This window comes from Salibacterium aidingense DSM 18341 (genome assembly GCF_000429685.1).
Lineage (GTDB): Bacteria > Bacillota > Bacilli > Bacillales > Marinococcaceae > Salibacterium > Salibacterium aidingense.
Map to the genome: position 1 here is coordinate 391,968 of NZ_AUCI01000001.1, position 22,760 is coordinate 414,727.

Below are 22,760 nucleotides of genomic sequence, written 5' to 3' on the forward strand. Positions count from 1 at the left end.
CTTCCTTCATTGATAGGAATGAAAGAGGTGTATGCTGTGGAGAATACCAGCACAAGTCCGATATTAAGTCATTTAGAAGAAATGAGAACCCGATTGATTATTGTAGGGATCAGTTTTTTACTTTGCTTCGCCCTCTCCTTTGCTGTAGTGGGGGATATTTATTCTTTTTTAATCCGCGACCTGGAAGACGAGCTTGCCATTTTAGGACCGGGTGACATTATCTGGATTTATATGGCCCTTTCCGCCGTCATTGCTATTATTCCCATGATACCGCTGGGCGCCTATCAAGTCTGGTCCTTTGTCGCTCCCGGTTTAACGAGGGAAGAAAAACGTTCCACGTTATCGTATATCCCTCTGTTCTTTTTCCTTTTTATCGCTGGCTTGTCCATTGGGTTTTTTATCATCTTTCCATTAATTATGGATTTTCTGCTGGGACTGGCAGACAGCCGGTTTCAAACATTATTCACTGTCGACCGTTACTTCCGTTTTATGTTCCGCACGGTCATCCCGATTGCTTTCTTATTTGAACTGCCAGCCGTGGTCATGTTTGCCACCCAACTGGGGCTGATCCATTCCCGTCAGTTACAACGTTACCGCAAATATGCCTATTTTGTCCTTATCGCCATGGCTGTATTAGTCACACCACCGGATTTCATCACACCTTTACTCGTCTGTATTCCGTTGTTTCTGTTGTACGAAGCCAGTGTATTCTTTGCAAAACTCATAGAACGGAAAAACTAACACCGGTCCCAGGGTCCATTAGTACTTATAACCAATACACCCAGTCATTAACTAATGATAAAAATTATTAAAAGTTTTACAGTGAGATTACAAGAAAAAAACAGGTGTGGCGCACCATAAAAAGATGCTTTCCAGTTTTCCGGAAAGCATCTTTATTATATTTCTATTCGACAATATTCGCAAAATTCGGGGCGTGACAGGCACTTATCTCGAGCACTTATCTCGGCCAGTTTCTCACGGGTTTATACCCGGAGTTCTGGAGAAAATCCTGTTCCTGGCTGTGATCCAGGCCTTGCATGGTAATCCCTTTTTCCATCGCGGTAATGTGCATCCTGGCGGTGTATTCGAGGGTTTGAAGGGCCATCCTCGCTTCTTTGATATTTTCATCGTAAATGAGAATGCCGTGGTTCTCCAGAAGCATCACGTTTGTATCCTTTGCTTTTTCCTTGACAGCGTCGGCGAGTTCCCGGCTTCCTGGATGAAAATACGGAATCCTCTCCACTCGTTCCAGGTAATACATCGCCTCGACAAAGTAATTCGAAGGCAGTTCCACGTCGGAGCACGCGATCAATGTGCTGTAAAACGGAGACGCATGAAGAATAGCTCCGATCTCCGGCCGTTCTTCATACACAGCGCGGTGCATATTATGTTCTTTGGAAGGTTTTTTTCCGGACACCGGCCCTTCTTCCAGGGAACAGAGAGCGAAATCATCGATGGCCATATCGCCGACGTACGTGCCGCTCGCTGAAATATAGAATTGATTTTCATCTGCTCTGGCGCTGATATTGCCGGCGGTTCCCCATACAAGGTCATTCTCTCTCATAAACAAGCCCGCCTGATGTAGTTCTTTTAAAATAGGAAGATGCTCCATTCCATGTTCCACTCCTTTTCTTTATAAGCTTAACAGTCCAGTGGAGACCTGCGGTACGAATATAATAATGATAAGTGTTACAAGCACAGCAACATAAAACGGGACCATCCCTTTCGCCAGTTCATCCAATCTTAAATTGGCTATTCGTCCCGCTACAAATAGATTCAATCCTAACGGAGGGGTGACCATGCCGATGGCTAGTGTTACAATCATCACCATTCCAAAGTGAATGGGATCAATACCAAGCTGCAGAGCAACCGGTGCCAGGATCGGGGCTAAAATAATAATCGAAGCATTGGTCTCCATAAACATTCCCACAATTAACAGCAGCACCACGACAGCCAGAAGGAAGACGGATGGATTTTCCGAAATAGAGGTAAAAAATCCGGCAACCTGCTGCGGAATATTTTCAATCGTGAGTACCCAGCTGAACAACCCGGCAACAGCGATAATAAACATAATTGTAGACGTGGTAGAAATGGCTTGATTCAATACTTTTCCAATATTGCCAAAATGAATCGCGCGGTAAAAGACGGTACTGATTAAAAAGGCATAAGCTACCGCGACGCCTGCCGCTTCGGTTGCAGTAAAAATACCGCTGTAGATACCGCCAAGAATAATAAACGGCATTATGAGGGCGGGAAGCGTTTCAACAAAAGCCTTCCCCAAATCACGCGTACTCGTTTTTGATTCGCGGTAATATCCTCTTTTTTTGGAAATAATAATAACTGTTATAATCAGACCTGCGCCTACCAGTATTCCAGGTAAAATACCACCTATAAATAAATCCCCGATCGACGTATCAGCCGCCGTACCATAAAGAATCAACGGTATACTCGGCGGTATAATAATGCCAAGCGTTCCAGAAACCGATTGCACACTTCCGGCAAAATCACGGTGATACCCTCTTTCAGCCATCGCCGGAATTAAAATAGAACCAAGAGCGGCCGTTGCTGCAATACTAGACCCGGATATCGCGGCAAAAAACATCGTAGTAATGACCGTAACCATCGCCAATCCGCCCGAAAAGTGCCCGGTCAGCGCATTGGCAAAGTTTATAAGGCGCTGTGAAATACCTCCAAATTCCATAATAACCCCTGCAAGAATAAACAGCGGTATCGCAAGCAGCGGAAAGGAATCCAAAGAGACGAACGCACGCTGCGCAAGGACAACAAGCGGGGTACCGCCTTCTATTAAAAGCGCCAGACTGGTGGAAAGACCCAACGCCACTGCCACTGGCACGCCGAGGATAAACAAGGCGAACAGCGATATAACCAGAGCTGTAATCATTTGGTTTCACCTCCTACAGCGGTTTCATAATCGAGCCTCTGACTGCATATATTAGCAATTCCGTTCAGCGCCATAATAAGAGAACCTAGAGGAACCGCCGCATACACCCATGCTATCGAGAATTGAAGCGTTGGTGTGAGCTGCCCGATCACCGTAAAGGTCAATACCGTGCCGTAGTAACATAGAATAATAAAAAACACGGTGGAAATAATAGAAACGATGAATTGTAGTTTTCTTTTCTTTGCAGCGCTTACAACGTCCATTAAAAAATCAATCGCAATATGTTCTCTGTTTCTCACAGCAAGCGCCGACCCCAAGAACACAATATAGATCGTTAAATAACGTGATATTTCTTCCGACCATGCTAATGGAAAATTAATAATAAAACGGGTTATGACCTGAAAGAAAACTAGAACTACCAGAGCGACAAACATAGCGGACGCCACATATTTCACGACTTTATTCAAATGATCCACAGCTGCAATATACTGCTGCATGTCACAGACCTCCCTTTCACTCTCTCATCTCCACAATTTCGTCATAGAGATCTCGTCCATATTTGTCCGCCAGGTTTTCATTCACGGATTGAACTTTTTCTCTAAATAACGATTTATCGACTTCCACGATCTCCATCCCTGCATCTCTCATCGTCTGCATCGCATCTTCCTGCTGCTGGGATACGAGCTCATTTTGATACTGTCTTGCTTCCAAAGCAGCCTCCTCCACTGCCTGCTGTTCACTGTCGGTCAGCTTTTCATACGTCTTATCACTCATAAGCAGCTGCACATAACCATACACGTGATCCGTCAGCATCAGATAATCCTGCACTTCCTGAAGCTTGGCATTGGTGATAAAAGAAGCCGGATTTTCCTGGGCGTCAATGACGCCTGTCTGTAAGGAGGAATACACTTCGCTGAAGTTCATCGGTGTAGGGTTGGCGCCCATCGCATCCCAGCCTTCCACAGATGCTTCGATATTCGGCACCCTTATTTTCAACCCCCGTAAATCATCCGGGGTTTCTATTCTTTTGTTGGCGGTGAGTTCTCTTGGCGAGCGAATGAAAAATTCTAATCCTCTTACGCCTGTTTCTTCCAGCATCTCTGCCTGAAGGTTTTCCCCGCCTTCTCCATATAGGAAGTTTCTCAGATGCTCATTATCATCGAATAAATATGGAAGTTCTAGAATCGCGTATTCTTCGTGAAAGTTGGACAGCACACCGGCAACTAAAGCAAAGTCCACCGATCCGATCTGCATTCCTTCTACAAGGTCACGGTCTGAGCCGAGCGTGGAACTGGGATAAAGGTCTACCTCGACAGAACCATTTGTTTTTTCCTCTACCAGTTCGGCAAACCGCTGGGATCCCAAGTGCCAGGCATGATCTTCATTTTGAATATGACCGAGCCGCAGGGTTGTGACAGAACTGGCTTCTGTCGTCCCGGAGGACGAGCCAGCTCCCTGAGAACAACCCGCAAGCGTCATGACCAAAAGCATGGTTAAGACAGCAAGCGATTTCACGTGTTTCACAGTATACCTCCTAGTCATTAAAAGCTACTAATACTTTGACGGATTGATCCTCTTTCTTATCTACGATCCGGAACCCTTCAGCGGCTTGTTCTACTCCAAGACGGTGGGAGATGACGTTTTCCACCGGAATGTTATGCGCTTCGATGATGTTCAACGCTTCCTCGGTATCCGGACGGTTATAGGTCATGCAGCCAATGAGTTCTTTCTCCTGCTGTTGGAGCTGTTCCACATCAAGCTGCTGCTGATCGTGAAACATCGCAACGGTAACAGCGCGTCCGCCTTTCTTTAACAGTTTCAAAGAATCATTCACAATACCGGGAACCCCGGCAGTAATAAGGACTTTGTCAAAAGATCCGCCCATTTTTTCCTTTACTTTGCGGATCCAGTCGTTGTCCTCCTTGATGTTATGTGTCTCTTTTGCTCCCAGCTCCACTGCTTTCTGGAGAGAATAATCCAGCACATCCGTGACGACGGTTTGCTCTGCTCCTTTTGCCCGAACCGCAGCAAGTGTTAACAGTCCAATCGGTCCGGCCCCCAGGACAGCCACTCGGTCTCCCGGCTGAATGTCGGCTTTCAACGCGGCGTGGACGCCGACAGCCAGCGGCTCTGTCAAGACGCCCCGGTCATAACTGACCGAATCAGGAAGCGGGACGATAAGGGATTCAGGGGAAACAAAATACTCCGCCATCGTTCCTAACCATGTATCCATGCCCGGGGCCAGTCTTTTATCAGAATAATTGATATGGCCGGTCATTTCCCCTTCACTCTCTCCCGTGCCGAGCTGTGGTTCCACTGTGACCCGGTCTCCAATGTCCACATGCTTTACGTTCTTTCCTATTTCCACCACTTCTCCCGCCACTTCATGGCCGATCACAACGGGAGGCTTACGGAAGGGATGAAGCCCTTTATACGTATGGATATCCGATCCGCATATTCCTGCCACCGCGACTTTAATCAGGACTTCATCGTCTTGGATCTTTGGTGTATCAATATCTTTCACTTCTACTTGTTCAGCGTCTTCTACAAAGACTGCTTTCATCATTCTCCACTCCTTTTTTCTCTTACTGAAATAACATCTGTTTCGATTCCCGCAAGTGTTTTTTCATGAGCTCTACACTTTCCGCTTCATTCTTTTGCAGCGCCTCGTACAGCTGAACATGATCCTCATAGAATTTACGGATTCGCGTTGGATCTTTCTTTAGGTGCCGCAGGGTAATACGCAGCAAGTGGTCCTGATAGTTAATTAAAATACGGGTGATCTCTCCGTTTCCCGCGATTTCACTGAGCGCTAAATGAAACTCGTGATCCAGATTGGCAAACGTTTTAACATCGAGATTCTCCGCTGTTTTCCTGGTTTCTTCGAGATTTTTTTTCAATTCCTTTAACTGATCCCCTGTTATCCGAGGATAAATTTCTTCGCAGTTAAACGTCTCCAGCGCTATACGCAGGTTGTAGATATTGTTGATCCGTTCCACCGATAAATCGTGAACGAGGATGCCCTGTTTGGAGGAGACCGTGGCAAACCCTTCCGCCTCCAGCCGGGTCAATGCGTTTTTGATCGGGGTTTTACTCATTTCTAAATCATTGATCAGCGTTCGCTCCGACAAAAATTCACCCGGCGGGTATTCTTCTTCTAATATCTTTTCTTTGATTTTTTGATACGCTGCATCTTTTAACAGCATATATCCTCACTCTTCCCGTACCAGTTTTTAGTTCTCCGCCTTCCCGGCGGTAAAGACGTTTTCAAAAAAGTCTTCTCCCCCAAGCTGCCCGCTTTTTAATGCGATCTCCAGACCGTTGAATCGATCATCATCGGAGTAAGCATGGCACAACGGGGCGCCTGGCGCGGTGGATTCCAGCACTTCCAGACCATAGATACCCAGCTGCGACGTGACAAACCCGGAGGTATCCCCGCCCGAAATAACGAGCCTGCGCAGGGAGGATTGTTCCATGATGTGTTTCGTCCACTCTCCCAATCGTTTCCCGAGGTAAATACCCATCTCTTCCTCTGCGATTCCTTCGTTTTGAAGGTGGGCTCTTGTCTTTTCGATCGCAGCGTCGGAAGGGCCTTTCGCTGTGTACAACACGACTTTCTTCTTTTGATCCAGCAGGGCCAGGATGTGCTGAATAAAAGAACTCGGCACCTCTTCGGATGTCAGCAGCTCGTAAGGCACCTGTTCCATATGAAAGCCCGCTTCTTCTGCTTTTTCGAGCTGCCTTCTCGTGACATCCGACACGCTGCCCGAAACGACCAGCATTTGTTCTATTTTCTGGGCCTGTTTCGTTTGTTCGTAAGCTTTCGTTTGGCCTTCGGCTTTCCACTTGGCGGCCAGCGCGTATTCAATACCGGACGAGCCTATCATGAACTGCGGCTGCTCCTGCCGGGAAGCCCACATTACATCAGCAAACCAGTTCATGTGTTTTTCTTCCAGCGCATCGAAAATAGTGATATCTTCTGTATCCTCTAAAACCGAAGGCTCCGGCGCCGTATTTTCCATGTCCAGCACGGTCTTATATCCAATCGTCTGACTCGTCTGTTTTTGCAGATGTTTCCCAAGATCTGCTTCATCCATCGGGGTCACGGGATGCTGGGACATCACTGGATGTTCATCCAAACGGAAAACGTTCCCATGAAAGTTCGCAAAATGATTGCCAAACACCGTAAACCGCCCCAGATCAGGAGTACCCACTAAGAGAGGATACGTTGGGCCTCGAAAATAACGCTGCGACAGCTCACTGACAAAACCGATACTCCCGGTTTCCGGAGACGAATCAAACGTGGAACAAATTTTGTAATGTACGAAAAACGGGCGGATGGCCTGAAACAGCTCCCAAACTGGAGTTAATTCTTTCTCCATGCCGGAAGGATCCTTTGCCCGCGCCGTCCCCGCGACACCTATACACTGTACGCCTTCAAACCGGTCCAGCATCTCTTTTGTCGGCACATCCAAAAACAATATCGTACGAAGACCAAAACGGTGTAGCGCTTCCATTGCATCAGTAGAACCAGTGAAATCGTCTCCATAAAACGCAAGAAGAACACGATGATCCATCTATCCAAACTCCTCTACTTTTGAAATCTAACTTAGATCTAAGTTGTATCTAAAAGAAATCTATCACAATTTTAGTAATAGATCAACATTGATTTTAGGCCATGCCATACATAAAACCCTGCGGATAAAAACTCACCACAGGGTTCGATGCTTATGAAATCGACAAAAATCGGGGCGTGCCAGGCACCAGGACAACAAAAAAATCCTCTTCTACCAGAGGATTAAGATTTATTTTTTATATAATTTTTGACCAAACGACGGGTTTCTTCTCGATCTTTCTCTTTTTTGTGACCGAAGGCATAAGCCCCCTGCAGTGTTTTATCAATGTGATGAGCTAGTTTTTTGGATTTTTCGGATGAGACACGTGGCTTATACATGGTTTCATCCTCCTTTTCCTAAGTATAACGCAAATCAGCTTGTTAGAAGCAATTTCATCAATCACCATACGTTGATTTCCAATGGAAACGGCCCCTAACTATAGAATATTTTAAATTTATAATCAAGTTTATTCCAAAAGTTATCCAAATTTATGAGCTGAATACTAGCTACTCAACTCTTTTATTCATATAAAAACATCCCCTACCATTCTCAGCGATGAAAAAGATTATTCGACAAAAACCGGGGCGTGACAGGCACTGGCAAACTCTGGTACCATGGCTGTAGATTTAATTTATGGGAGGGAATTGGATGAATTCTAGGAGAATAGGAATAGTTTCATTGTCTGTGGCATTAGCAGTAAGTGCCTACGTTTCCAGCGCATCCGCAGAAGAAGCGGTCACCGAACAAATGGAGGCCGAGGAAGAGCAGATGGTGGAAGTAAGTGCAGCGGACGTGGATTTTACGAAAGAAGATCTGATCGAGCGTTTCTATGAATTGTTTCCTTCTGGATTTGATTTTCTGGAGGACAGCGATTTCCACATGAATCATTTCCGCGGGGTGGATAGAGATAGTGACGTCATCCGCCATCACTTAAGTTTTCAAAAAGGACCCATAGGGGAAGAACGGGTACGCGGAAGTGTGGAGTTTGTCGGGGAAGAATTGGAGCTGCAGTTTTTTGACTATCAGCCGGAAAATGTACAGGATGCCTTGTATCCAGCTGAGGTGACACAAGAAGAAGCAGAGGCTGCTGCTGAAGATTTTGTGAATAATACCGCAGCTGGCGAGTATGCATTAAGCGACCAACAGCGCCCAAGTATTTCCTTGGGAAATCAAACGCTGACGGAGCCTGTGGAGTATGAGTTCACCTTCCAGCGCATGAAAAATGACATCCCGGTTCAAAATCAGAATATCCAGGTAAAAATATTAGGAAACGGCGAAATCTCCAACTATAGAAATAATACATATCAACAAGAATCCGCTTCCTACGAAGAACAGGAAGATCTTCTGGAAAAAGGGGAAGCAGAATCCTCTATTGCAGATAGCCTGGACCTGCGCCTGCAGTACAGTGTCCAGCATGATTTTGAATCGAACGAAGAGGACGTCAGCCTTGTCTATGTCCCTTCTCCCGGGTTCCAGGGCATTCATGCAGGCACAGGGGAATGGAGCGTAAATAATTCCTTTGTTTCCGAGCTGCCGGAAGAAGACGAAGTAAAACGGCTCCGCGACGAGCCTCTTGAAACAGAGGCAGGTCCATTGTCCCGCGACGATGCGGAAGAAATGGCAAAGGAGTTACTAACTGTTTCAGAAGACGCGGAATTGAACATTGAGTCTGTCGAAGAAACAGAACGAAACGGAGTAGATGTCTTTTCTGTTCATTTTATGATCTATCGCGGCAGTTCCGGCTCCGGTACTAGTTTTGTTGTTGAAAAAGAAACCGGTGATATTGTCCAGTTCCGGAACGTCGATTATAATCAACAATCGCTGGAGGAAAATTTAACAGAAGAAGAAGCGTTGGAAGCGGCAGTGGAAGCAGTAGAAACCTACGGAGGCTCCTCCATTCACGAGTTTGCGTATCCCCTTAACGATGGAATCTCAACCCTTAGCAACAACGGTGTGTACCGTTTTTCTTTTCCGCAGGTGAAAGACGGCCTGCCCGTGCAGGGAAGAGCGTTGAATATCGGTATTTCAGCGGAAGACGGGGAACTCGTTTCGTTTAGCAGTCTGGGACAAGGAGAAATCGAGAGCTGGCCGGACCCTGAAAGTGCAGTGGACAAAGAAAAGGCCCTCGAAGACTATAAGAGTGAGCTGGACGTAGACTTGTCTTATGCCTCTCATGCCCAGCCGGGAGATGCCGATTCGTACCATCTCGTCTATCAGCCGGCGTATCAAACGAATGGCCTTTACTACCACGCGATAAACGGCGACTGGGAAGAGCCGCAGCAAAATGATTCGCCGGCCGAAAAGGTCATTACCGATCATTGGGCAGCGGACGAAATTAATTACATGGTACAATCCGGCATTCTTTCCATCGAGGAAGGAGAAGAGCTGGAACCGAATGAAGCTGTATCCAAAGGCACTGCGCTGGAAATGCTGATGAAATCCATGGAAAGCTTCTATCCAAATGATCCAAACGAAGAGCAGACAGCCACATTTGAAAATATCCAGCCGGATCATCCTTCGTTCCAGGTGGTAGAGCGCGCGGTCCGTGCAGACGTTATTGAGGCAGAAGGCAGCACCTTCCCTGTGGACGACACGCTGACCCGCGAGGAATTGGCCGTCTGGGTGGTGCGTTTGATGGAATTGGAAGACGCAGCAAAGCACGCAGACATGTATAATCTTCCATTTGAGGATGCAGACGATATCACCGACGAATATGCAGGGTATGCCGCCCTTGCCTATGCCGAAGAGATTCTTCAGGGAAGTGACAACCACTTCAACCCGGATGATGAAGTAACCCTGGCTCATTTAGCCGTCACCTGCTTCCGCCTGGCTGAAAAACAAGCGGATAACTAATAGGCGAAAAGCTGTCCCTATCACACTTCAGGGACAGCTTTTTAAAGTTAACGTTTTTCCAAGGACATCGACTCCACACCTGCAAGACCATCCGAATATTTCTCCCACCTTACAAAATAGAGTATAGGTCACCTCCCATCCATCCTATGTTTTCTTATGGGCATGAAATGCCGGTGAAGTCGGGATATCTTCGGCTCGGATTTTGCTGTACAAGCCTTTCCCATTGTTTGCATTTTTCAAGCGGATAAACCCCATATATTTCCACGAAGTCCGTTCCGATAATTTTCATTATATTGCGTTTATCTCCGGCATACGGGAATGGAGCACATCAGCGAGAAGACGTTCTTTAACAAGACAGACGCCAACTGCTTCGTATTTTCGCTGTCTTCAAAACCATTCTCAGCATCTGCATGCTTGTTGGACTGGGTGTCACTCCATTTTTTTCCTTGCGCAACCTCTTTCTAATCACAGGGCGTTTTTCTGATTTGGAGAAAGTTCTTTTTCCTGTATAGCTTCCTTTGCATCATCTCCGTATTCAATCGTAACTCCGGTGAAACCATAAATGATTACAACAATGGGACTCAATATCGCAAGAAATACATAAGGAGCGTAGGAAAATGCACTCACACCAAGAGTCGCGAACATAAAAGCACCGCATGTATTCCACGGCACGAGCGGCGATGCCATCGTACCCGCGTCTTCCACTGTCCGTGACAGATTTTTCATTTTCAATCGCCGTTTTTTATATTCTTCGGCGTACATCCGTGCCGGAATGATAATAGACAAATACTGCTCACAGCCTATGACATTCGCTGTCATAGACGTTGCCACGGTTGTATAAATCAGACTTCCTGTTGTTTTTGCCAATTTCATCAGGCTTTCTACGATAACTATAAAGAATCCGACTCTTCAGCGGCACAGCATGTGTTTTCAACAGATGGACAATATCTTTCTCCTTCGTCTACTTATTGCGGATTTCATCTATAGAAACGTACCCAATAAAGTGTGGTTTCTTTTTTGAGAAATAAATGGGCTGCTTTACAGGTATAGAACTTCTCTTCTACCTTGTCGTCGAGCGGGTGCAGAGAAAATGACTAAATGGGGTGTGATGCCTGTTTAAAAGCACGGTACAGCATGATTGCCTCCTCCTTTTCGTATTTATCATATCATGATATGTTCATAATATGGGGAGGCAGGCAAGAGGGTATTATGGCCGTGATTGGATTAAATATGGGAATTTTATATGTGTTTGTCATAAATACAGTACAAAGTCTGATAGGTTTCTACGTAATAATTTTCTAGATTTTAATTGTTGAAAGTAACGATTTTTCCTTTATTTAATGATTCATGACAGGCATCCAACACCTTCATATTTTTGATAGTATTCTCCGGTTTAAATTCCGGTTTCATCCCGTTAATTACACAATTAGATAAATACTCAACTCCGATGGTGTAATAATATCCTGAAATATTCTCTTCCCTTGTTTCCATATTCTCATTCGTAATAGTTAGCCTGCATTCTCCATCCGGTTGGGGAACGTAAGCTGCCGCTCCTTCAATTGTCCCTTTTGTACCTACTACCTCATAAGTATTCCGTTCTGTCATATTCATCCCGCAATCAAAATAAGCATTTACCCCATTTCTCATAGTCATGGTTACGACTGCTGACATATCGACTCCATACTCAGGATGGCGTTCCTCTGCCGCATATACTTTGACAGGTTCACTATCTAAGATATGGCGGATTGCGTGTATGCAGTAACAGCCAATGTCATATAGACTCCCTCCGCCGAGTGCCCGGCTCATACGGATATTGCCTTCCAATTCTTCCAGCATAAAAGTGAAACTGGAACGCATCAGCTTAACTTCCCCTATTTCCCCGGACGCAATGATTTCTTTCACCCGCTGATACTGAGGCTGAAATTGATACATCAGCGCTTCCATGAATAGCACATTACTCTCTTCACAAAAGCGAATCATATCTTGGGCTTCTTCAGCCGTTAAAGCAGCCGGTTTCTCACACAGGACGTGCTTCCCTCTTTTTGCTGCTTCTTTCACCCACTTCGCATGTAATCCATTTGGAAGCGGAATATAGACTATATCGATTTCCGGATCATCAAGCAGTTCCTCATAATTTTCATAAGCTTTTGGGATGTCATATTGCCGGGCCAATTCAGCAGCTTTGCCACTTCCGCTCGCTACAGCGGCCGGCTCGGCATTATCTGCCTGCTGCAAAGCAGGAATGACTTGTTTTTTTGCAATCGCAGCTGTACTTAATATCCCCCAATTGACCTTATTCATTTAGATGGACTCCTCCTATTTCACTTACATTTTTATGTCGGGTCACCTGAAATCCAGAGTCTTTCAGACAATTGATTTATTTTTTACATCCACCCATTTTTGATCAGCTGCTGATTCTAAAATCGCACTGACAGTGAGGTCAATAGATGCCCCGAATGCAAAGTCACAAATATATGAAGTGCCCTTAACAACAGCTGCCATCAATTCATGAACCTCCAATATTTTAATATCATTAAATCCAATCGCAATTCCTGGTGCGGGATTAAATGCAGTATACCCTTTATGCTCCGGTCCAAGGAATACCGTTCTATACCCCCTGTCTGCACTATTATCTGAAGTAAAATACACATTTACTTCATTCAACCGTTCCAAAGAATAATAGACAGAACCTTCTGTTCCCTGGATTTCATATGAAAGAAAATTCTTTCTTCCTGCCGCAATACGGCTGGATGAAAGTGTTCCGACAGCTCCATTTTCATAATTTGCAAGAACAGAAACCATATCATCATTTTCCACTTCTCCAAGATCATGAGAGCCAGCGGACGAAGGTCTTTGTTTAATAAAAGTTTTCGACAGCGCGTTTACACTTTCTATATTTCCCATTAAGAATTGGGAAACGCTGATCAAATGAGAACCAAGATCTCCAAGTGCTCCACTTCCGGAATATTTATTAATATGACGCCAGGAGATAGGGAGTGCAGGATCAAGCAGCATATCCTGATCATAGGTGCCGTCGAACCTCATGACGTTCCCGAGTTTCCCTGAATCAATCAGCTTCTTAATATAATAATTAGCAGGATTCATGACATTGTTGTAACCAACATAATTAATGACTCCTTTTTGTCGGGCTAAATCTGCTAGTTCTTTCGATTGTTGATAAGAAAGTGTCAATGGTTTCTCGCAATAGACATGTTTTCCGTTTTCCAAGGCAGCTTTTGCGACTTCATAATGAAAAGCGTTAGGAGTAGTAATATCCACGACATCTACATGCGGATCCTCCACTACTTCTTTCCAATCGATTGTCCATCTTGAAAAACCCCAATTATTACATGCTTTTTTTGCAGCTTCTTCACTTATATCAGTAACTATTTCAAAAACAGGTTTTCCATATTCCTGTCCAAAAGCTATAAGCGCATTAACAAACGCATTCGTATGTGCTTTTCCCATCCATCCGGCACCAATCAAACCAATTCTTATTTCCATAGTCTCTCCTTTCTCATTTTTCAATGATTCATTTGATATTAGATCGCCCTTCACATTTTTTGAACCGCTTAAAATCCTCTCCTACACACCTGCAATATCTTTAATATATTGACGGGCCATTAAGGCATACTCTAAAGGATCCGCCTTCCCGGGGTCCTGTTCCGCTTCAACCAGCAGCCACCCTTTATAATCAGCCTCGGACAATTTTCTAAAAACAGGTGCAAAATCAATGGTACCATCGCCTGGTACCGTGAATGCCCCCAGCCTTACAGCTTCCATAAAATCTATCTTTTCTTCTCTGACTATTGCTGCAACATCATCCCGTACATCCTTCAAATGGACATGAGCGATGCGGTCCATATGATTTTCCAGAATGGAGAATGCTTCATCATCAGAAAAATATAAGTGCCCGGAATCATAGAGAAGCTGGACACGTTCAGGATCTGTCAAGCTCATTAATTTATCAACTTCTTCTGATGTTTGTACCCCTGTCCCCATATGGTGATGGAAAACAATTTCCATCCCCTTTTCCTGCGCGAGGCTTCCCAATTTGTTCAATCCTTCAGCGAGCTTCACCCATTCCTCTTCCGTAAATACCGGCTTGTCATCAAACAATGGCACTTCCTTTTTTTGAATGCTGTGACCTTGTTCTGAGACAACAATCACTTTTGCTCCCATTTCGTGCAAAAAGTCCCTATGCTTAATAAATGTTTGCTTTGTATCTTCATAAGGCCGGGTTGTCAAAAATGTACTGAACCAGGCACTGGCAATTTCCATCTGCCGCAGCTCCAACGCTTTTTTAAGCACCTTTGTGTCACGAGGATATTTATTTCCGACTTCCGTCCCTGTGAAGCCGGCAAGCGCCATCTCACTGATACACTGTTCAAATGTATTGCAGCCCCCCAGCTCTGGCATATCATCGTTTGTCCAAGCGATAGGAGCAATTCCCAACCTAATATTTTCAGTATCAAACAATTATTACACCCTTTCCTCTTAATTCTTATCAAAACAAAAATGGCTGAGTTAATCTGTTCCGTTATCATCACTTCTAAAAATAAAACTCCGGTTATCCTTTAACTGCTCCCATTGTCATTCCTTTCACTAAATGCTTTTGTACCATGAAAGAGAAAATGAGTACTGGAAGAATAGACATGGTTGCCGCAGCTGTCAATGCACCCCAGTTGGTTTTATACTGAGTTATAAATGTTGATATACCAGCAGGCAATGTCATCACATCTGTATTGTTCAATAAAAACATTGCAAAAAGAAATTCATTCCACGTGAGGATAACAGTAAAAATCGAAGTTGCCACCAGGCCTGGCATAGCCAATGGCAATACAATTTTTATAAAAGCCATAAAACGAGAAGAGCCGTCAATCATCGCTGATTCTTCGAGGGATTCAGGAATTTCTTCAAAAAATGCTTTAAGCATCCATACTACAAATGGAAGATTAAAACCAGTATAAACAATCAGCATCGCCCAAAGAGTGTTTAGTAACCCCAGCTGCTGCATGATTAAATAAAGTGGAACGACTATAACAATGGGCGGCAGCATTCTTGCCGTAAGAATAAGGAAGGAGATCCTTTCATTTCGTTTCCCTCTCATTTTAAAACGCGCCAGACTGTAGGCAGAAAATGAACCTATCGTCAAACACAATAATGTTGATGCAAAAGCAACGATAGTACTGTTTACAAAGAACCCCACAAATGGATTGTTTGCAGAAAAAATCCCTTCAATCGGGTCAAAATAATGTTGCCAGGTGAAATTCTTCGGAAAAAATGTCTGCTTATCTGCGAAAAGTTCTCTATCTGTCTTGAAACTAGTAATTATCATCCAATAAAGCGGAAAAAGGACAAATATAATGGTGCTTGTCAAAAATGAAGCACGTAACACTTTCAGTCTCCATCCGCCAGGTTTCTGAGTCAGTACTGCCATATCCATGCTCCTTTCTAGTTAGCTGATTGTGAAGAATTCATCAGTTTGATCAACAAAGAGGAAATAATGATTGTAATTACCAGGACAATCAATAATCCTGCCGTAGCAAAACCAAAATCAGAAAATTTCATCGCTTGTCTATACATAAGAAAACTCACAGTTTCTGTAGCACGTCCAGGTCCTCCTTGTGTCAGAACAAATACCTGGTCAAATGTTCGCAGAGCATCCATCGTTCTGATAACAAGGGCAACAATGAGGATAGGCTTCAACATCGGTATCATCACATACCGGATTGTTTGAAATTTTGAAGCTCCATCAATATCAGCTGCTTCAAATGGATCTTTAGGCAAAGCTTGCATACCAGCTAAGATAATCAGAAAAACCATGGGTGTCCACTGCCAGATATCTACTACTACCAACGATAAAAATGCCATTACTGGTTCGCCCAGGAAATTTATTTTTGGCAGTCCGATACCTTGGAGCATATAATTAATAATACCCATATCAGTATTAAGCATTAACTTAAATACGATGGCTACGACAAGCGGCGAAAGCATCATCGGTATAATAAGCAGCCAACGGAGATACTTCATTGCTTTTCCATCTTTGGACATAATCAATGCCAAATTAAATCCCAGAAAAATTTGCGACCCTACCGCTAATGCAGTAAACAGAAGGGTGATGTAAATGGAACTCCAAAATACCCCGCTTGTAAATGTTTTTAAATAGTTATCTAAACCGGCAAAACCAGTAAATTTACCAAACGTATCGAAAGACGAAAAAGAGATAAAAATTGTATAACCAATGGGGAATAATGTAAGCAAGGCTAATATCAAAAGCGTTGGAGTCAATAGCATCCCGGCTAACCTTCGATCGTTGGATAAACCAGGTGCAGCAGTTTTTTTCTTGTTTGTTTTATGATTAGTAGGCACCCTCATAAAAGCCACTTCCTTCATGTTCATATATCTCACTCCTAAGAAGTTAAGAGAGGGGAATCCCTCTCTTAACTAATTCAATTGATTAGTATCCATTCTCTTCCATAAGCTTGCTGATTTCATCAGCTGCTTTAGTCAACGCTTCTTCTGCTCCAATTTCACCGGAAATGGCCCTGTTTAAGTAGGTACCATAGATTTGCTCAATTTCGGAATATAAAGGAGTACGCGGACGCCAGCGTGCTGATTGCAAACCCTCATGTACAGCTTCTAAATATGGGTAGTCCTTAAGCAATTCTTCATCTTTCAATACACTTGTGCGTGTGGGAAGACCCCCCAGCTTCGTCATTTCTGTTTGAACATCCTTAGAAGAAGCCCATTCTATAAACGAGAGAGCATTTTCTTTCTTATCCGAACCTTCAGGAATTGCAAATAACCAATTTCCAATCATTGGAGCGTGTTCATGTCCTTCTGCTTTTGGTACCAATCCATATCCCATTTTTCCAACAACTTCAGATTTCTCTTCATCTTCCATTGTCTGCGCCCATACCGGCCAAACAATTGATGATAAGGCATCACCGCCTGCCATTACACGGCCAATCTGATCCGAGTTGTAACTAGCTATACCCTCTGGTGCATTTTTTTTAAAATTTAAATATCTTTCCAATGCATCAATTGCTTCTGGATTATCGAGAGTTACATTCCAATCTTTGTCGAAGAAATCCGCTCCGTGGGACCATAGGAAGGCATTAAAGTTTGTAGCTACCGGATTGCCTCTAGCTCCCCGATGAACAAAACCATATTTAGTTTCCCCTTGATGTTCTTCGATTGCTTTTTCAAGATCTTCCCAGGTTTGAGGAATATCATTTAGAATATCTTTTCTATAGAAAAATAGCTGGACATTACCTACTTGAGGAACTGCATAGTATTTAGATTCTTCATCTTTATCCGAATTAGGAAGGCGCGGTCCCTCTGGTGCAGGCCACATACTTACTTGGCGGGAGGTCTTCACAAAATCCTCGTCAGGAGTATAACCTAATTCTTTAAGAGGGGTGAGGAACCCACCTCCTGCAAACATAGGCATCCAAGGATCATCAGCAAAGATGACATCATATGTTTTTCCGCCATTTCTCAGATCATTATAAATTCGTTCATACAAGGTGTTATAATCAAATTCATTCCATTCAACATTGATACCGGTTTCTTCTTCAAATTCTGGAATCATTTGCTTTACAGCTGATGATTCCACTCCGGCTACCATAGCAACGGATATCGTTTTATCTTCTTCGCTAGAGTTTTGATCATCATTATCTGAACTTTTCTCATCATTGCTTCCGCAAGCTGCCAAGATTAGTGACAATATCGTTAATACAGCTAGAAATTTCTTCATATTTATTCTCCTTTTTAATAATCTATTGTTTCATCCTTTGTATAACATTTTTAGTTTTTTCTTTTGCTGTACGGATACACTCCTCTGCATCTAACTCCCAGTACTCCGGACGGAATAATTCAACGGACGCCGGTCCGTCATATCCTTTTTCCTGCAGAGCAGAAATAATTCTTTCCAATGGGATGACTCCATCACCGGGCCAGACACGATGATGATCCCTTAATACTCCCGGCAGTTTGCCTTCGCAGTCATCAATATGAAATAGGAACAGATCATTAACAGAAAGCGTTTTCAACGATTCATAACTGGAGTTCATGCCGTAAAAATGAAAACAATCAAGCACCAATCCCAGCTGAGGATGCCCTATCTCTTCTATTACCTCTTTGGCCTTGTCGAGCGTGTTGATCGAACCATGAGGATAGCCGACAAATTCTAACGCAATTCTTAAATCCGTCCCTTCGATTACACTTAAGAAGTCATTTAATCGAAGTATTGTTTCCTGCTTGATTACATTCCAATCTTTCTCGATTCCAAATGCAGGTACTGCAACAATCGTGTTACATCCAACAGCAGCAGCGACCTCTACCATGAGCGAGAGATCATTCTTCATTAACCTGAAGTCTGTTTCATTTCTGAATGTAAATTCTTCTAACGCATTCAATGATAACGGTTTCAAAAAAGAAGAAGAAAAAAACCTTTTTAAATCTTCAATAGTATTGGTAAGTAAGTATTCTTTCAGTTTATCCAGGCGGATTTCAATATAGTCGAATCCATGTTTTTCACAAAGCAGTAAGTCATTTTCCAAGGTGGAATTGTTTAAAGTGACAGCTTCATTAAACGCAATTTTCATCTTATCCCCCTCTTTCTATGCTCCTTGTAGTTTAGAGTACGATAAACCCCCTTTTATTTGATAAATCAGTTCGGTATATAAATAACACCAAAACTTAATAATAAATTAACCTAAAAATAATTTAAAATAGTAATTAGGGTAAGTTTTGATTAATTTATTATTAACTTATGATTATAATAATATTGATTCAATCATTAGTCAATAAAATTTCTCAATTTTTTTGAAAGTTTAAAATAAAAAACGAAAATGAAATCGCATGACTCAGAAATCATGCGATTGCGCCACCCTTTTTTCTATCAAGCTTGTTGATAAGCACCTGTGCGCTTAATCACTTTTTCTATCGTTTGATTCAAAGCATCTTTACTTGGCTGTAAAACTTCCATCGGATTATGCAGTTCCGGATTTTCCATAAGATTCTTCCGCAGGGCATTCGACCAGGCAATGTTTAACTCCGTGTTGTAATTGATTTTAGCATGCCCATAGGATATCGTTTTTTCCAGTTCTTCATCTGAAATTCCAGAGGCTCCGTGCAGCACAAAGGGAATATCCAGGGTAAAACGAAGTTTTTCCATTTCTTTAAACCCTAAGTTCGGTTCGCCTTTATATTTGCCATGGACGGAGCCTAATGCAGGCGCTAAGCTGTCAATGCTTGTTTCCTGCACAAGTTGAATGCATTCATTCAAGTCGGCATAAAGCATATCACTGTACACCCCATCTTCTGTACCACCGACACTGCCGACTTCCGCTTCTACCGTTACTCCGTTTCTATGTGCATACTCTACTACTCTTTTAGTATTTTCCACATTATCTTCAATAGAGAGTTTAGAGCCGTCATACATAACAGAGTCATAGCCGGCATCAACGGCTTCAAAGCACCTTTCGACAGCCTGACCATGATCCAGATGCAGAACGGCCGGTACCGTCACATTCAACTCTTCTTTCATGAGCCGGAATGTTTGAGCCAGCAACCGGAATCCCCCCAGCTGATCGACGATTTTATCGGTTGTGCCTACGATCACCGGCGCCCGGCATTTCTTTGCGGTTTTCAATATGGATTCCATCCAGATCATCCCATTTGTATTAAATTGGGGAACGGCATATCTTTTTTTGAATGCGTCATTTAAAATATTGTACATCTCATCACCTGATTTCATCGTTCACTTTGACTGGTTTACTATTCTCCAGAGATTCTTGGGCCGCTTGCGCAATCCGCTGCGCCATAATGCCGTCTTTGAACACAATTTTTGTTTCTCGTTCTTTTATAATGCTTTCAATAAACTCTTCCGTTTCCGTAATAAACGAATCATTGTATCGTTCTAAGAAAAAGTGCAGAGGAAGATCGGATTCCACAGTCTGCTTATGATAATATTTCAAGTTGGTGGAGGTTTCATTATCAGCAACCAGCGCTCCGTTGTTGCCAAAGACTTCAATGCGTTGGTCATAGCCGTACACTGCTTCCCTGCTGTTATCAATAACCCCGAGTGCTCCGTTCGCAAAAGTAAGTGTGATAACGGCTGTATCAATGTCACCCTTTTCTCCGATAGCGGGATCGACCAAATTGGTCCCGCGCGCAAACACTTCCACCACTTCCGATTCGGAGAGGTACCTGGCCATATCAAAATCGTGAATCGACATGTCCATAAACATACCACCGGAAGACGCAATATAATCCGTGTGTGGCGGGTTTGGATCTCTCGATGTGATTTTTACAATATGCATATCACCGATTTTTTCGTTTTGCACTCTGTCTTTCATTTCGGCGAAGTTTTTGTCAAACCGCCGATTGAACCCCACCTGGAAATGAACCCCGGCAGCTTTTACCTCTTCATACGCCTCCAGTGTCTCTTTATCACTGAAACTGATAGGCTTTTCACAGAAAATATGCTTATTGCTGCGGGCTGCTTTCTTAATTAAGTCCGCATGTGTGCTTGTCGGAGAGCAAATAAAAACTGAGTTAATCTCTGCATCATTAAAAATATCCTCGAAATCCTTTGTCATCTCTTCCACACCGCTTTTCTGGAACCATTCCTGCAAATGATCCGCAAACACATCCGATACTTTTTTCAAGCGTACATGGGGATTTCTTTTTAAATTATTAATATGCAGCTTTCCAATTCGTCCCGCACCAATCACACCGACTACTACTTTTTCCATAACAATCACTTCCTTATCTTATTTGGCTAATACAAGCGGCGAAAATACAATATACATCACGACAACGGTCAGTAGTATAAGGAAACCAACCCACTTGGAATATTTCCATGGCGTCATTTCTACTTTGCTTGCATATTTCTCAAATTCAAAGTCCAATTTATCGGGCCTCGATATGCTGAACAGGTAAATGATAGCCATATCGAGGAAAAACAGAACACTCCACACGTACAAATAATGGACATCCGGTATCAGCACTTTGGACAAGCTGTACGTGACTACGTGAAATATAAATGCTGCTTTGGCCCCCATTGCAGATGTTTTCTTTGAATAAAAGCCTATTAAAATAATCGCAAGCAAAGGCATACTGTATAATCCATTAAATTCCTGTATAACTGCAAATAATCCCTGTGGAAATAGTGAGATTAATGGAGCAATTCCGGTTACAATTACTCCGACTGCAATTGTCAATATCCGGCCCATTTTGGCAATTTGTTGATTGGATGCCTGTTTATTGATCATCGGCTTATAAAAATCAAGGCTGAATAAGGTGATAGTCGCATTTAATGATCCGATAAAAGAGCTCATGATAGCACCAAATACTACTGCACCAAAGATCCCATAAGTCCATCCAGGAAGAACTTCATTGACTAAGACCGGATAAGCCATATCCATCTGCATGCCGTCTCCAAACAGTTGGTACGCAATAATTCCCGGAAACACCAGAGGAAAAAAGCGCCACATACTTTAAAGAAACCAACCAACATTGTGCCTTTTTGTGCTTCTTTCAAGTTTTTAGCAGCCAATGCTTTTTGGACAATCATTTGATTCGTACACCAGAAATACAGGTTATTAAAGAGCATCCCAAAAAAGAGAGTAGGCCAGGGTACAATTTCCGAATCTATGTCTCCCCAGGCATTTAACTTATCAGAAGATTCTGTAATAAGTCGATCCAATCCATTCAAAAACGTGCTGTCCCCTACTGTAATAATGCCTAATATAGTGACTAAAAGACCGCCAAGAATGAGACCGAGCCCATAAATAGAATCACTATGCGCAATTAAGGACAGACCACCTGCAAATAAATAAAAAATGCCAATCAGTCCGATACAAGAAGCAATGATGATAACAGCTGTCATCGAATTAACACCCAAAGATTCTTCAATGCCGAATAAATCATTGAATATTAAAGATCCTGAATACAATACGACCGGCATAAAACTCACCGTATATGTAAACATAAATAAAAACGATACAATTCGTTTTGTCATCGTATCATAACGGACTTCAATGAAATCCGATATCGTGTTGACCCCGTATTTGAAGTATTTCGGCAGAAAAACCCAGGCGCATAACACAATCGCAATCGAAGCGGTAACTTCCCAGGCCATTACTTCCATGCCTTTCACATAGCTCTGTCCATTCTGGCCGACTAATTGTTCGGTTGATAAGTTTGTCATAATAATAGACATACCAACCGTTGTACCTACGAGAGATCGCCCCCCGAGAAAATACCCTTCCGTATCCTTTTTATCTACATTTTTACTTCTGTAAAAAGCGTACAGGTAAATCGCCAATAAAATTCCTACAAAACTTGCAATTGCAAACCAATTCACGAGTAATGCC

General features: G+C 43.2%; 20 protein-coding genes and 1 pseudogene. 2 read left to right on the top strand and 19 right to left on the bottom strand.

From position 1 onward, the window contains the following. The first annotated feature begins 36 nt into the window (after positions 1-36). Positions 37-741: a twin-arginine translocase subunit TatC gene (tatC, locus tag G475_RS0101850; protein ID WP_035709949.1), complete on the top strand. Its 705-nt coding sequence runs from the start codon at positions 37-39 to the stop codon at positions 739-741. Between the two features lie 217 nt (positions 742-958). Here tatC and G475_RS0101855 read toward each other — a convergent pair whose 3' ends face one another. From G475_RS0101855 to G475_RS27045, 8 genes are all read right to left on the bottom strand, one after another. Continuing rightward, a complete protein-coding gene (locus G475_RS0101855) occupies positions 959-1,612 on the bottom strand; it encodes a class II aldolase/adducin family protein (RefSeq protein WP_026699798.1) in 654 nt (217 codons plus the stop codon). 21 nt (positions 1,613-1,633) lie between these two features. Then, complete coding sequence (locus tag G475_RS0101860) at positions 1,634-2,902, bottom strand: TRAP transporter large permease (protein WP_026699799.1); 1,269 nt, start codon at positions 2,900-2,902, stop codon at positions 1,634-1,636. Continuing rightward, positions 2,899-3,399 (bottom strand): TRAP transporter small permease, encoded by a 501-nt coding sequence (locus G475_RS0101865; RefSeq protein ID WP_026699800.1) that lies wholly within the window; start codon positions 3,397-3,399, stop codon positions 2,899-2,901. Before G475_RS0101865 ends, G475_RS0101860 begins: the two co-directional genes overlap by 4 nt. Positions 3,400-3,415: 16 nt before the next feature. Next, positions 3,416-4,426 (bottom strand): TRAP transporter substrate-binding protein, encoded by a 1,011-nt coding sequence (locus G475_RS0101870; RefSeq protein WP_233275713.1) that lies wholly within the window; start codon positions 4,424-4,426, stop codon positions 3,416-3,418. Between the two features lie 10 nt (positions 4,427-4,436). Then, on the bottom strand, positions 4,437-5,465 hold the full coding sequence (locus G475_RS0101875; RefSeq protein WP_026699802.1) for a zinc-dependent alcohol dehydrogenase: 1,029 nt from the start codon (positions 5,463-5,465) through the stop codon (positions 4,437-4,439). A 22-nt stretch (positions 5,466-5,487) separates the two neighbouring features. Continuing rightward, positions 5,488-6,108, bottom strand: a complete 621-nt coding sequence (locus G475_RS0101880) for a GntR family transcriptional regulator (protein ID WP_026699803.1) — start codon at positions 6,106-6,108, stop codon at positions 5,488-5,490. A 27-nt stretch (positions 6,109-6,135) separates the two neighbouring features. Continuing rightward, entirely contained in the window at positions 6,136-7,479 is a 1,344-nt protein-coding gene (locus G475_RS0101885) for a four-carbon acid sugar kinase family protein (RefSeq protein WP_026699804.1), read from the bottom strand. Between the two features lie 221 nt (positions 7,480-7,700). After that, entirely contained in the window at positions 7,701-7,856 is a 156-nt protein-coding gene (locus tag G475_RS27045) for a hypothetical protein (protein WP_156911601.1), read from the bottom strand. A 310-nt stretch (positions 7,857-8,166) separates the two neighbouring features. Here G475_RS27045 and G475_RS0101895 point away from each other — a divergent pair, with 310 nt between their 5' ends. Beyond that, entirely contained in the window at positions 8,167-10,371 is a 2,205-nt protein-coding gene (locus G475_RS0101895; RefSeq protein WP_169728502.1) for a YcdB/YcdC domain-containing protein, read from the top strand. Positions 10,372-10,836: 465 nt separating this feature from the next. Here the strand turns inward: G475_RS0101895 and G475_RS0101900 are convergent, their stop codons facing one another. From G475_RS0101900 to G475_RS24060, 11 genes and pseudogenes are all read right to left on the bottom strand, one after another. Beyond that, the gene (locus G475_RS0101900) at positions 10,837-11,265 is read right to left on the bottom strand and encodes a Na+/H+ antiporter NhaC family protein (RefSeq protein WP_324603198.1); all 429 of its coding nucleotides are present in this window, start codon (positions 11,263-11,265) and stop codon (positions 10,837-10,839) included. Between the two features lie 411 nt (positions 11,266-11,676). Continuing rightward, positions 11,677-12,672 carry a Gfo/Idh/MocA family protein gene (locus G475_RS0101910; RefSeq protein WP_026699808.1) on the bottom strand — a complete coding sequence of 332 codons (996 nt, stop codon included), beginning with the start codon at positions 12,670-12,672 and terminating at the stop codon, positions 11,677-11,679. A 63-nt stretch (positions 12,673-12,735) separates the two neighbouring features. Then, the gene (locus G475_RS0101915; RefSeq protein ID WP_035709789.1) at positions 12,736-13,875 is read right to left on the bottom strand and encodes a Gfo/Idh/MocA family protein; all 1,140 of its coding nucleotides are present in this window, start codon (positions 13,873-13,875) and stop codon (positions 12,736-12,738) included. Between the two features lie 81 nt (positions 13,876-13,956). Next, positions 13,957-14,850: a myo-inosose-2 dehydratase gene (gene iolE, locus G475_RS0101920; RefSeq protein WP_026699810.1), complete on the bottom strand. Its 894-nt coding sequence runs from the start codon at positions 14,848-14,850 to the stop codon at positions 13,957-13,959. 91 nt (positions 14,851-14,941) lie between these two features. Beyond that, positions 14,942-15,811 carry a carbohydrate ABC transporter permease gene (locus G475_RS0101925; RefSeq protein WP_051302062.1) on the bottom strand — a complete coding sequence of 290 codons (870 nt, stop codon included), beginning with the start codon at positions 15,809-15,811 and terminating at the stop codon, positions 14,942-14,944. A gap of 14 nt (positions 15,812-15,825) precedes the next feature. Further along, positions 15,826-16,773, bottom strand: a complete 948-nt coding sequence (locus tag G475_RS24055) for a carbohydrate ABC transporter permease (protein WP_051302064.1) — start codon at positions 16,771-16,773, stop codon at positions 15,826-15,828. A gap of 58 nt (positions 16,774-16,831) precedes the next feature. Next, positions 16,832-18,133 carry an extracellular solute-binding protein gene (locus tag G475_RS0101935; protein WP_026699812.1) on the bottom strand — a complete coding sequence of 434 codons (1,302 nt, stop codon included), beginning with the start codon at positions 18,131-18,133 and terminating at the stop codon, positions 16,832-16,834. Between the two features lie 22 nt (positions 18,134-18,155). Further along, the gene (locus G475_RS0101940) at positions 18,156-18,983 is read right to left on the bottom strand and encodes a sugar phosphate isomerase/epimerase family protein (protein WP_026699813.1); all 828 of its coding nucleotides are present in this window, start codon (positions 18,981-18,983) and stop codon (positions 18,156-18,158) included. A 296-nt stretch (positions 18,984-19,279) separates the two neighbouring features. After that, positions 19,280-20,137 carry a class II fructose-bisphosphate aldolase gene (locus tag G475_RS0101945; RefSeq protein ID WP_407636182.1) on the bottom strand — a complete coding sequence of 286 codons (858 nt, stop codon included), beginning with the start codon at positions 20,135-20,137 and terminating at the stop codon, positions 19,280-19,282. Further along, positions 20,124-21,137 carry an inositol 2-dehydrogenase gene (gene iolG / locus G475_RS0101950; RefSeq protein WP_026699815.1) on the bottom strand — a complete coding sequence of 338 codons (1,014 nt, stop codon included), beginning with the start codon at positions 21,135-21,137 and terminating at the stop codon, positions 20,124-20,126. Before iolG ends, G475_RS0101945 begins: the two co-directional genes overlap by 14 nt. An 18-nt stretch (positions 21,138-21,155) precedes the next feature. Continuing rightward, a pseudogene (locus tag G475_RS24060) lies at positions 21,156-22,750 on the bottom strand (solute:sodium symporter family transporter). Positions 22,751-22,760: the final 10 nt, after the last annotated feature.